Below are 12,754 nucleotides of genomic sequence, written 5' to 3' on the forward strand. Positions count from 1 at the left end.
CTATGAATCAACCACCAGACGCAGTTATTAAGAATGAAACCAAAAAAACGACAGGAAGCTATCGTTGGAGTATATGTGCTTTGCTTTTTTTTGCAACAACAATTAATTACTTAGACAGACAAGTACTTTCTTTGACATGGAGCGATTTTATTGCCCCTGAATTTCATTGGACAAACAATGATTACGGAAATATTACCGCCCTATTTTCTATTTTTTATGCCGTTTCACTATTGTTTGCAGGAAGATTTGTCGATTGGTTAGATACTAAAAAAGGATTTCTTTGGGCAATCGGAATTTGGTCTTTAGGAGCATGTTTGCATGCCTTTTGTGGTATTGCAACAGCAGGGATTATTACAGGAAACTGGTTTGTAGGTTTTGAAGGAGCCAAAGATGCTATTCATCTTGTAAAAGATACCGGATTGGTTATCAATGTAAGTGTTACATTATTCATATTTGCCCGTTTTGTTCTGGCAGTAGGAGAGGCAGGGAATTTTCCTGCGGCGATAAAAACGACAGCAGAATATTTTCCTAAAAAAGACAGGGCTTTTTCTACCAGCATCTTTAATGCAGGTGCAACTGTTGGAGCATTAGCTGCTCCGATATCAATTCCTTTTATTGCGAAATCTTTCGGTTGGGAAATGGCTTTTATTATCATTGGAGCTTTAGGTTTTGTCTGGATGGGATTTTGGGTTTTTATGTATGATAAACCCGAAAGACATCCAAAAGTATCTGCTGAAGAATTAGAATATATCCAACAAGATGATGTTGCAGATAGTAAATTAGTGGGTTATGTGCCTGAAACTACAACTAAAGTATCTTTTGTTGAGTGCTTTAAATACAAACAAACTTGGGCTTTTGCTTTTGGTAAGTTTATGACAGACGGTGTTTGGTGGTTCTTTTTATTCTGGACACCGGCTTATTTAAGTTCTGTTTACGGAATGGATTCTACTGAGGCTGCTCTTCCGTTGTTTGTACTTTATATGATTACATTACTTTCTATTATTGGTGGTTGGCTGCCAACTTACTTTGTAGAGAAAAAAGGAATGAACCCTTATGAAGGTAGAATGAGAGCAATGCTGATCTTTGCATTCTTTCCGCTATTGGCCTTAATTGCACAACCTTTAGGATATATCAGTTACTGGATTCCTGTAATTATTATTGGTATTGCAGGTGCGGCCCACCAATCCTGGTCAGCTAATATTTTTACAACTGTTGGGGATATGTTTCCTAAAAAAGCAATTGCGACCATTACAGGAATTGGAGGTTTGGCAGGAGGAGTTGGTTCTACAATAATCAACAAAGGTTCAGGATTATTGTTTGATCATGCTAAAGAAACTAATATGTCATTTATGGGATTTCATGGTATTGAAGCGGGATATTTTATCATTTTCTCTATCTGTGCAGTTTGCTACCTAACAGGCTGGTCTGTAATGAAAATGTTAGTTCCAAAATACAGTCCGATTACAGGAATGTAACATTTTAGAAAATTTTATTACTTCAAAAAATGTATATTTAAAATAAAAATCTAATTTTGTGCAATCGATTACATTAAAATAAAAATTATGACAAAATATAGTTCAAGATACGCGTCAAGCCCCGAAGCTGTAAAAAAATATGACACTCAGGAATTAAGAAATGAATTCTTAATTGATGACTTAATGCAGCAAGATGAAATTGTATTAACGTATTCTCATTACGACAGGTATATTGCAGGTTCTGCAGTTCCGGTAAAAGCAGATTTGAAGTTAGAAAGTATCGATCCGCTTAAAGCAAGCTATTTTTTAGAAAGAAGAGAAATAGGGATTATCAATGTAGGAGGTAAAGGTTCTGTTGTTGTTGAAGGAAAATCATATGAACTTGGATTTAAAGATGCTTTGTATATTGGGAGCGGTAACAAAGAGGTAATCTTTAAAAGTGAAGACAGCAGTAATCCTGCTAAATATTATATCAACTCTGCACCGGCGCATACTACTTACCCAACGGTAAAAGTAAGTCTGGCAGAAGCAAATAAATTAGAGTTAGGTACGATGGAAACTGCAAATCACCGTACTGTAAATCAAATGATTATTGGAAGTGTTGTAACAACTTGCCAGTTACAAATGGGAATGACTGAACTCAGACCGGGAAGTGTTTGGAATACTATGCCGGCACACGTTCACGATCGCAGAATGGAAGTTTATTTCTATCTGGACATTCCGGAGAATCAGGCAGTGTGCCACTTTATGGGACAGCCTCAGGAAACAAGACATATCTGGATGAACAATCATCAGGCGGTTATTTCTCCGCCATGGTCAATTCACTCAGGTTCAGGAACCAGTAATTATACTTTTATCTGGGGAATGGCAGGTGAGAATTTAGATTACGGAGATATGGATGTTTGCAAAATCACAGATTTAAGATAGGAATTATGACAGACTTATTTGATATAAAAGGAAAAATTGCCCTAATTACAGGAAGTACACACGGACTGGGAATGGCAATGGCAAAAGGATTAGGTCAGGCGGGAGCAACAATTGTTGTAAACGGAAACTCTTCTCAGCAAAAAATTGATGATGCTGTAGCATTGCTTCAAAGTGAAGGAATAAATGCGGTGGGTTATAAATTTAATGTAACGGACGAAAAAGAAGTTATTGCTGCTATTCAGAAAATTGAAAGCGAAGTTGGGCCAATTGCAATTTTGATTAATAATGCTGGAATCATTAAAAGAATTCCGTTAATCGAAATGGAAGTTGCCGATTTTAAAGAAGTAATTGATATTGATTTGGTAAGTCCTTTTATTGTCTCTAAGCATGTTGCAAAAGGAATGATCGAAAGAAGACAGGGAAAAATAATCAACATTTGTTCGATGATGAGCGAATTAGGCCGTAGTACAGTTGGCGCATATGCTGCTGCAAAAGGCGGTTTGAAAATGCTGACTAAAAACATGGCCACAGAATGGGCAAAATACAATGTTCAGATCAACGGAATCGGACCGGGTTATTTTGCTACTGAACAAACAAAACCTATTCGTGTTGACGGTCATCCTTTTAATGATTTTATTATCAGCCGTACTCCGGCTGCAAAATGGGGAGACCCGGGTGATTTAGCAGGAGCAGCTATATTTTTATCTTCAAAAGCAAGTGATTTTGTAAACGGTCACATTTTGTATGTAGATGGCGGAATTCTGGCTACAATTGGTAAACCATCAAACGAAGAATAATTCTCAATTATATTTAAAAAGACATGAGCGCAAATCAAACATTCATAAACGATAACTTTTTACTTGAAAATAAATTTGCTGAAGAGTTATACCATAACTATTCAAAAAATCAACCTATAATCGATTATCACAATCATTTGAATCCTCAGTTTATTGCTGAAGATAAAATTTTTGACAACATAACACAAGTTTGGATTAACGGAGATCACTACAAATGGCGCGCGATGCGTACCTTGGGGATCAACGAAGAATTTGTAACGGGAAATGGTTCAGATAAAGATAAATTTATCAACTGGGCAAAAACAGTTCCCTATACAATGCGTAATCCTTTGTACCACTGGACACATTTAGAATTAGCACGTTATTTTGATATCTATGATTTACTGAACGAAAAATCAGCAGAGAAAATCTATATCGAAACAACAGAGAAAATTAATTCTCAGGCATACAGCACACAAAACCTGCTTAAAAAAGTAAACGCTGAATTGGTTTGTACTACAGAAGATCCGATTGATAGTTTAGAGTTTCATCAGAAACTGACAAAAAATCCTATCGGAACTAAAATGAGTACGGCTTTCAGACCTGATAAAGCCATCTTAATTTCTAATGATGGTTATAATGCATATCTGGACACATTAGGGGATGTGTCCGGAGTTGCAATTCATACTTACACAGATCTATGCAGTGCATTGAGAAAGAGAATAGAGTTTTTTAATCAAAACGGCTGTAAACTTAGTGATCACGGATTGGATCAGATTTATTTTGAAAACTTTACAGAAAGTGAAGTGGCTTCAATTTTCAAAAAGAAAAGAGAAAACAGAATTATTACCCCTGAAGAAGCTTTAAAATTCCAAAGTGCAATATTGTTATTCTTATCTGAAACGTATCACGAATTTGGTTGGGTACAGCAGTTTCACTTAGGAGCATTACGTAATAATAATGCCCGTATGCACAGCATCTTAGGGCCTGACACAGGTTGGGATTCTATTGGAGATTATCCACAGGCTCAAAAATTATCAGGATTTTTAAATGCTTTAGACAGTAAAGATAAATTGACTAAAACGATCATTTATAATTTGAATCCTGCTGATAACGAAGTAATGGCTACCATGATTGGAAATTTCAATGACGGAAGTGTTAAAGGTAAAGTGCAGTTTGGATCAGGCTGGTGGTTTTTAGATCAGAAAGACGGAATGACCAAACAATTAAATGCCTTGTCAAACATGGGATTAATTAGCTGTTTCGTAGGAATGCTGACAGATTCAAGAAGCTTCCTGTCTTTCCCGAGACATGAGTATTTCAGACGTATTTTATGTAATCTTTTAGGAGATGAAATCAAACGCGGTGAACTTCCAAACGACATGGAATGGATTGGAAAATTAGTAGCTGATATTTCGTATAACAACGCAAAAGATTATTTTAAATTTTAATAAAGAGTATAGAATAAAGAGTAAAGAATAAAGATTTTTTTAATTGTGAAAAATCTTTAGGTATTCTAATCTGTGGCAAAAAAAATATTTATATGAGTAAAGTAGTTGCATTCGGAGAAATTATGTTGCGTCTTTCGACAGAGAGGCATTTGCGTTTTTCGCAGGCTAAAGCATTTGGCGCTTCTTATGGAGGTGGTGAATTTAATGTTTGTGTGTCTTTGGCGAATTATGGTATAAATGCAGAATTTGTAACAAGATTACCTGATAATGAAATTGGTGCTTCGGCATTAAAAGAAATGCGAAAAATGAACGTAGAGTCCAAAAACATCGTTTATGGAGGCGAACGTTTAGGAATTTATTTTCTTGAAACCGGTGCAGGAACCCGTGGCAGTAACGTTGTTTACGATCGCACGCACAGTTCAATGGCAACTATTGAAAAAGGATCAATCCACTGGGAGAAAGTCCTGGAAGGTGCAACCTGGTTTCATTGGAGCGGGATCACTCCGGCAATCTCTGAGAGTGCTGCCGAGGCCTGCTTAGAAGCTATAAAAGCAGCTCATAAATTAGGGATCACGATTTCATGTGATTTGAATTACAGGTCGAAATTGTGGCAATATGGCAAAACGCCAAGTGATGTTATGCCTGAGATGTTACAATACAGCAATGTTATTTTAGGAGATATCGATACCGCTTATTTTATGTTGGGTATCCCAAAAGTAAATCCTAATTATCAGGACGAAAAATCACTTCCGGTTTTATATGCGAAGTTATTTGAACTGATCCCCAATCTGAAAACAGTAGCAACTACATTGCGTTATTCTGTAAGTGCATCTCACCAGAGAATTGGCGGTATTTTGTTTGACGGAAAAGCCATTTATCAGGCGGCCGTTAAAGAAGTTACACCAGTGGTAGACAGAGTCGGTAGTGGTGATGCTTTTATGGGAGGCTTAATTTACGGATTACAGCAATATGAGAATAATAACCAGAGAGCTTTAGATTTTGCAGTAGCAGCTTGTTGTTTAAAACACACTATTGCGGGAGATTATAACCTGGTTACATTAAAAGAAGTTGAAAATATGGTAGATGGTGATTCAGCCGGATTAGTATCTAGATAATTTATATAAAATGGCAAAATATTCAAGAATTGAAGTGGCTTTACAAATGAAGGAAAACGGAATGGTTCCGTTGTTTTTTCATTCAGATATCGAAATAAGCAAGAAGGTACTAAAAGCCTGTTATGATGGTGGTGCAAGGTTAATGGAGTTTACAAGCAGAGGTGATTTTGCTCATGAGGTTTTTGGGGCTTTAAACAAATATGCTTTGGCCGAATTGCCGGGAATGATGTTGGGTGTAGGTTCTATTACTGATGCCGCTGCGGCTTCATTGTATATGAGTTTAGGTGCTAATTTTATTGTAACCCCGGTTTTCAGAGAAGATATCGCAATAGCTTGTAATCGTCGTAAAGTATTGTGGTCGCCAGGTTGCGGAACACTTACCGAGATTGCAAGGGCAGAAGAATTAGGCTGCGAAATTGTAAAACTATTCCCTGGTGATATTTATGGACCGGAATTTATAAAAGCAATCAAAGGACCATGCCCATGGACAAGTATTATGCCTACAGGAGGTGTTTTGCCAACGGTAGAAAGTTTGACTTCATGGCTTAATGCAGGGGCGACATGCGTAGGTATCGGATCGCAATTAATTTCAAAAGATATATTGGATAATAAGGATTATGACGGCTTAAAAAACAAAGTAAGTCAGGTTCTTGAGATCATCAAAAATATTAAAAATAAATAAGGAGTAATCATGCCAATTCCTTGTTTACATGCGTTTTTTTTAGATTTTAGAGATTGTAATTGAACATTACACTTGAAAAATAGCTCTTGTCATTCCTCACAACAAGTATTATTTTCCTCACACAAGTGTAATGTTTCTTTTACAATGTAAAAAAAAGCTAAAAGCAAAATAAGGTATTTAATGTGGTTATTTATAACGCTTTAAAGAGATTTTAAAATGAAAAAATTAAATAGAATAAATACAGGATTAGAAAAGTTATATCCAATTAAGGTAGTTCAGTTTGGAGAGGGTAACTTTTTAAGAGCTTTTGTTGATTATGCTTTTCACAAACTAAATAAAGAAATTGATTTTAATGCCGGTATTGCAATAGTTCAACCTTTGAAAGACGGTATGGTAAACTTGATTAATGAGCAAGATGGTCTTTATACCTTGTTTATGAACGGAATTAAAAAAGGTGAAAAGATACAAGATATTGAGTTGATTACTAATATTGTAAAAACTATAAACCCATATACTGAATTTGCAAATTATTTGGCTTTAGCCAAAGAAGAAGAGCTTCAGTTTATTGTTTCTAATACTACTGAAGCTGGAATTGAATTCATTGAAAGTGATACTCCGGACATGCAGCCGCCAGTGTCATTTCCTGCAAAGTTGACTGTTTTATTATATGAAAGATTTAAGCATTTTAATGGAGATGCTTCTAAAGGAGTAACAATCATTCCTTGTGAATTGATTGATTATAACTCAGAGACGCTTAAAAAATATATTTTGCAATATTGCGATACATGGAAGTTAGAAGATGCATTTAAAACTTGGGTATCAGATGCTTGTACGTATCACAGTACTTTGGTTGATAGGATTGTTCCTGGATATCCAAGAGCTGAAATTGAAGAATACAATAATAAATTAGATTATCAGGACAACTTAATTGTTGCTGCTGAACCTTTTTTCCTTTGGGCTATTGAAGGTGGAGAAGCTTTAAAAACAAAATTGCCTTTTCATAAGACAGATTTGAATGTGAAAATTGTTGATGATATACGTCCTTTTAAAATGATTAAAGTTCGTATTTTAAATGGTGCGCACACAGCAATGGTTCCTTTTTCACTTTTGTATGGTAACAAATTAGTAATGGAAACGGTTGACGGAGATTTTACCGGAAAATTTGTGAATAGCGTTATTAGTGAAATTAGTGAAACTCTTGATATGGACAAAAATGAAATTACGGCCTATTCTGAGGAGGTAATGGACCGATTTAAAAATCCATTTATCAAACATGCACTTGCTGATATTGCATTAAATTCTGTGTCGAAATTCAAAGTAAGAGTTTTACCTAGTTTATTAGGATATTATAAGGCTAACAAAAAATTGCCTGTTAATTTGACTTTTTCATTAGCGAGTTTAATTCGTTTCTACAAAGGAGCCTGGAATGGTCAAAGTTTACCGGTTAAAGATGGTGAAGATATTGTTTCGTTTTTTGATGGTTTATGGAAATCAGATGATTATGAAAAAATAGCGAGACTTACATTGCAAAACAAAAGTTTCTGGGATGAAGATTTAACTGAAATTCCGGGATTAACAAAAGCGATTACAATTGCTTTAGAAGAAATTGACTCAAACGGTGTTGAAGCCGGTTTTGCTAAGTTTCAGCAAAGAATAAAATAAAAAGATAAAGAACAAAGAACAAGGTTTAATTATGGCAACGCAGAAAAAATTAATAAAAGTTCACCCAACCGACAATGTTGCGGTTGCTTTGGTGAATCTTACAGCAGGCGAAGTAATTGATTTTGAAGGGGAATCAGTTGCTATTGAGTCTGATGTAAAGATGAAACATAAGATTGCAATGGTTCCTTTTAATATAGGAGACAGAATCATTATGTATGGTGTTTTGGTAGGAAAAGCAAGTGCACGAATCGAAAGAGGAGGATTACTTTCTACAGCCAACGTAAAACACGAAAGTGATAAAGTAACCGGTAAAACGGAAACTATTGGCTGGACTGCTCCCAACATTGATAAATGGAAAGACAGAACATGGCAAGGTTATCACAGAGAAGACGGACAAGTTGGAACTGAGAATGTCTGGTTGTTTTTTCCTTTAGTTTTCTGTGAAAACAGAAATATCGAAATCCTTAAGGATATTTTCGAAAAAGAATTAATGAAACCTAAAGAGAACGATTATCAGTTATTGCTTCGTTCTTTGGTGAAAACTGAAACGGGTGGTGCAGGTAATGAAGCAGCTTCAAATGATGCTAATTTATTCAATAACATCGAAGTAAAATTCATTACACATCAGGGTGGTTGCGGAGGTATTCGTCAGGATTCGCACAGTTTGGCTAAATTATTGGCTGGTTATGTAAACAATCCCAACGTGGCCGGAGCAACGGTATTGAGTTTAGGATGTCAGAACTTGCAAATTCAGATATTTAAAGACGCAATGGACGCCATCAATCCAAACAGCAAAAAGCCTGTTTTGATTTACGATCAGCAACAAATAGGAACTATCGAAAGTATGCTTAGCAGTGTGGTAAAAGATACGTTTGAAGCCATTAAAAAAGCCAATGAAATAAAAAGAGAACCAGCTCCATTATCTAAATTAAGAATTGGTTTAGAGTGTGGTGGTTCTGATGGATTTTCGGGAATTTCAGCTAATCCAACATTGGGAGTGTTATCAGATCATTTAGTTGCTTTAGGAGGAACTACAATTCTTTCTGAATTTCCTGAATTATGTGGAGTAGAACAGGAATTAGTAAATCGTTGTATAGATGATAAGGATGGAAAACGCTTCTTAGACTTAATGCAATGGTACGAAAAAACAGTTGTAGATGCAGGTTCAGGATTTGACATGAATCCATCTCCGGGTAACATCAAGGACGGTTTGATTACAGATGCAATGAAATCAGCTGGTGCTGCTAAAAAAGGAGGGACTTCACCAATTACGGGTGTTTTCGATTATGGAGAATATATTAATGAACCAGGCTTTACATTGTTATGTACTCCTGGAAATGATGTGGAATGTACCACTGCAATGGTAGGTTCGGGAGCAAATATGGTATTGTTTACAACAGGTTTGGGAACTCCAACAGGAAACCCGATAGCTCCGGTTGTGAAAATTTCATCTAACACACAATTGGCCAATAAAATGTCTGATATTATTGATATCGATACTGGTGGAATTATCACCGGAGAAAAATCAATTGACGAAATGGCGGATGAAATGTTAGAATTCATCATAAATGTTGCCAGTGGTACAATTAAAACCAAAGCAGCAATCTTAAACCAAAACGATTTTATTCCTTGGAAAAGAGGGGTTTCTTTGTAATTGATTTAAACCAATAAGTTATTTAAGAAAATATAAGCTGTATTATAAAAGGTACAAAATAAGAAAGCATCATATAGGTTTTATATGGTGCTTTTTTATTTTTTTATTCAGAGATTAAAAAAGGTTTTTAGCCACGATAATTTGTAGCTAATAAGAGCTTATACCACAATACAGTCTATATTTCCTTATATAGTAAAAAAAAAGACGCACAGCTGTGCGTCTTACATATATGGTAAAAAAAGATTAAGAGCTACTTCTTGACGATGATTTACGAATATGCAATTCCGGTGCAAGAACCACCTTTTTTTCGATTTTGATAGTGTCTGTTTTGTCTACTTGCTCCAGGAAAACACGCGCCGACATTTTTCCCATTTCAAGAGGTGACTGATCTACAGAAGTAATAGATAACTCCATGAATTTGGTAAAGGGTTCATTACTGAATCCGGCAACACAAAAGTCTTTAGGAATGCTGATATTTCGGGCTCTTAATTCCTGAATTGCGCCTAAGGCAGCAAAGTCACTCGATGAAAATATGGCATCTGGAGGAGTTTGCAGTTGTAGTAAAACATCAACAGCATCTTTTCCGGCATCAACAAAACTCTTTACAGGAATAACATATTCCTCTTTAAATGTCAATCCGTTATCAAGCAAAGCCTGTTTGTATCCTAAAAACCTGTTTTTGAAAATTTCAAGCGATTGATCTCCTGATAAGTGAGCGATAGATTTACAGCCTTCGTTTATTAAGTGTTGTGTGGTAAGATATCCACCTTTAAAATCATTGATAGTTACTGAGCTGACCCCATCAATATGTTTGCTTCTGTCAAAAAATATCAAAGGGACATTTTTCTCTAAAACGTTGCGAAAAGCCCCGTCATTTTCAGTAGTAACATCGGTAACTGACATGATAATACCATCAACTTGCGCGTCTATGAGCGTATATAAATTTTCATTTTCTCTTTTGGGACTTTCGTGAGTCTGGCAAATAATTACCTGATAACCATGAGGATGTAATTCTTCTTCGATACCCCTGATGACAGAGGCAAAAAAATTACTGTCAATACGAGGGACAATCACTCCTATATTATTACTTCGGCCGCTTTTTAATGCTAATGCAAGCTTGTTTTGCTTGTAATTCATTGAAGCAGCGGTTTTTATAACCAACTCGCGTGTGCTCTCTTTTATCTTCGGGTTGTTGTTTAAAGCCCTTGAAACAGTAGCAGCAGTGATATTTAATTTCTCAGCAATATCGTAAATGGTTATTTTTTCGCTCATTAAAAAAGGATTTTCAGATTAATCTTAGACAAAAATACATTTTTTTTTATAACAGTAAACAAATTGTTATCGATTACCATAATTTATAATTAAAACGTTTTCGGTTATACAATGATAATAAATTATATGTTTTTTTACATTAAATGTAAATATAATTCCTAATAAAAATTAAATATATAATTTATTTCTAAATAAATTTGGTGTACTCGAACTTATTTTATATTTTCGTGTAATCGATTACATACGTGTATTGGTTTGACTCCCAAATAATAAATACTACAGGAATGATTGCAAATAGAATTATAGCATTTAAGAGAGTTTTAATTGTTAGTGCAGTTACTGCAATGGTTCTTTCATGTGCAAAGCAAACTTCAAATGTTTCTGATTCTGATCCCTGGAAAAGAATGGAATTAATCATTAAGAGTATTCCTGAAACTCATTTTGCTGATAAAACTTTTAATATTAATGATTTTGGCGCTGTAGCCGACGGAAAAACGTCTAATACTGTAGCTTTCGAAAAAGCAATAAAAGCCTGTAGCGAAAATGGTGGAGGAAAAGTGTTGGTGCCTAACGGAAAATACCTTACCGGGGCCATACATCTTCAAAGTAATGTAAATTTACACTTAGAGGATAATGCTGAGATTCTGTTTAGTTTAAATCCAAAAGATTATCCAATGGTTCATACTTCATTTGAAGGAACCGAATTAATGAATTATTCTCCCCTTATATATGCTAAGAATAAAACCAATGTTGCCATAACTGGAAAAGGAACCCTTAATGGTCAGGCAGACAGTACAAACTGGTGGATTTGGTCGGGAGGAAAAGATTACGGTTGGAAAAAAGGAATTCCCTCACAAAATGATCCTCAGAATAGAGAAGTTCTGGTTGATATGGCTGAAAAAGGTGTGCCGGTTGCCGAAAGAATTTTTGGTGAAGGCCGTTATTTACGTCCAAACTTTATAGAGTTTTTTGAGTGCAATACCGTTTTAGTAAAAGATGTAAAAGTGATCAATTCTCCGTTTTGGATTCTGCATCCTATAAAAACAAACAATATTATTATTGATGGTGTTACAGTGAACAGTCACGGACCTAATAATGACGGTTGTGATCCTGAATATTCGCAAAATGTACTGATCAAAAACTGCACGTTTAATACCGGCGACGATTGCATTGCTATAAAAGCGGGCCGTGACGCAGATGGAAGAAGAGTAGCAATAGCAAGTAAAAATATCATTGTTCAGAACTGTAAAATGATCGATGGTCATGGCGGAGTTGTTATTGGGAGCGAAATATCAGCGGGTGTAAATAATGTATTTGTAGAAAATTGTGTTATGGACAGCCCTAATCTTGACCGCGCGATTCGCATTAAAACAAATTCAAAAAGAGGAGGAGTGATCGAGAATGTTTTTGTTCGAAACCTTGAAGTAGGCACAGTAAAAGAATGTGTCCTGAAATTGAACATGTTTTATAATGTCTACGGATCTCAAACGGGAAATTTTATTCCGACCATCAGAAATGTAACTCTTGAAAATATAAATGTAAAAAATGGAGGGAAATACAGTGTCTGGGCCGAAGGATACAAAGAATCTCCTGTAGAAAATATAACACTTAAAAACGTAGTGATTCATAAGGTAGATTCTGTCTATTTATTGAAAAACGTGAAAAACATCAACTTTATCAATACCTATATCAATGAAAAAAAAGTAGAAGCCATTAAAAATTAAACACTATCAATTAACC

10 protein-coding genes are annotated in these 12,754 nt (G+C 35.4%); 9 read left to right on the forward strand and 1 reads right to left on the reverse strand.

The annotated features are described in order from the left end of the window. The first annotated feature begins 2 nt into the window (after window positions 1–2). From B0A67_RS18760 to B0A67_RS18795, 8 genes are all read left to right on the forward strand, one after another. Window positions 3–1,475: an MFS transporter gene (locus B0A67_RS18760; RefSeq protein WP_072962951.1), complete on the forward strand. Its 1,473-nt coding sequence runs from the start codon at window positions 3–5 to the stop codon at window positions 1,473–1,475. A gap of 87 nt (window positions 1,476–1,562) precedes the next feature. Next, window positions 1,563–2,402 carry a 5-dehydro-4-deoxy-D-glucuronate isomerase gene (gene kduI, locus B0A67_RS18765; RefSeq protein ID WP_084074602.1) on the forward strand — a complete coding sequence of 280 codons (840 nt, stop codon included), beginning with the start codon at window positions 1,563–1,565 and terminating at the stop codon, window positions 2,400–2,402. Window positions 2,403–2,407: 5 nt separating this feature from the next. Then, on the forward strand, window positions 2,408–3,199 hold the full coding sequence (locus B0A67_RS18770; RefSeq protein ID WP_072962946.1) for a gluconate 5-dehydrogenase: 792 nt from the start codon (window positions 2,408–2,410) through the stop codon (window positions 3,197–3,199). 23 nt (window positions 3,200–3,222) lie between these two features. Next, window positions 3,223–4,629 carry a glucuronate isomerase gene (gene uxaC / locus B0A67_RS18775; protein ID WP_072962941.1) on the forward strand — a complete coding sequence of 469 codons (1,407 nt, stop codon included), beginning with the start codon at window positions 3,223–3,225 and terminating at the stop codon, window positions 4,627–4,629. Between the two features lie 92 nt (window positions 4,630–4,721). Then, window positions 4,722–5,744: a sugar kinase gene (locus tag B0A67_RS18780; protein ID WP_072962939.1), complete on the forward strand. Its 1,023-nt coding sequence runs from the start codon at window positions 4,722–4,724 to the stop codon at window positions 5,742–5,744. Between the two features lie 10 nt (window positions 5,745–5,754). Beyond that, window positions 5,755–6,426 (forward strand): bifunctional 4-hydroxy-2-oxoglutarate aldolase/2-dehydro-3-deoxy-phosphogluconate aldolase, encoded by a 672-nt coding sequence (locus tag B0A67_RS18785; RefSeq protein WP_072962933.1) that lies wholly within the window; start codon window positions 5,755–5,757, stop codon window positions 6,424–6,426. A 216-nt stretch (window positions 6,427–6,642) separates the two neighbouring features. Next, window positions 6,643–8,088: a tagaturonate reductase gene (locus B0A67_RS18790; RefSeq protein ID WP_072962930.1), complete on the forward strand. Its 1,446-nt coding sequence runs from the start codon at window positions 6,643–6,645 to the stop codon at window positions 8,086–8,088. A gap of 31 nt (window positions 8,089–8,119) precedes the next feature. After that, window positions 8,120–9,742 (forward strand): UxaA family hydrolase, encoded by a 1,623-nt coding sequence (locus B0A67_RS18795; RefSeq protein WP_072962927.1) that lies wholly within the window; start codon window positions 8,120–8,122, stop codon window positions 9,740–9,742. 243 nt (window positions 9,743–9,985) lie between these two features. Here B0A67_RS18795 and B0A67_RS18800 read toward each other — a convergent pair whose 3' ends face one another. After that, window positions 9,986–11,014 (reverse strand): LacI family DNA-binding transcriptional regulator, encoded by a 1,029-nt coding sequence (locus B0A67_RS18800; protein WP_072962924.1) that lies wholly within the window; start codon window positions 11,012–11,014, stop codon window positions 9,986–9,988. 344 nt (window positions 11,015–11,358) lie between these two features. Here B0A67_RS18800 and B0A67_RS18805 point away from each other — a divergent pair, with 344 nt between their 5' ends. Further along, window positions 11,359–12,738, forward strand: a complete 1,380-nt coding sequence (locus B0A67_RS18805) for a glycoside hydrolase family 28 protein (protein WP_393051643.1) — start codon at window positions 11,359–11,361, stop codon at window positions 12,736–12,738. Window positions 12,739–12,754: the final 16 nt, after the last annotated feature.

Source organism: Flavobacterium aquidurense (assembly GCF_002217195.1).
Taxonomy (GTDB): domain Bacteria; phylum Bacteroidota; class Bacteroidia; order Flavobacteriales; family Flavobacteriaceae; genus Flavobacterium; species Flavobacterium frigidimaris.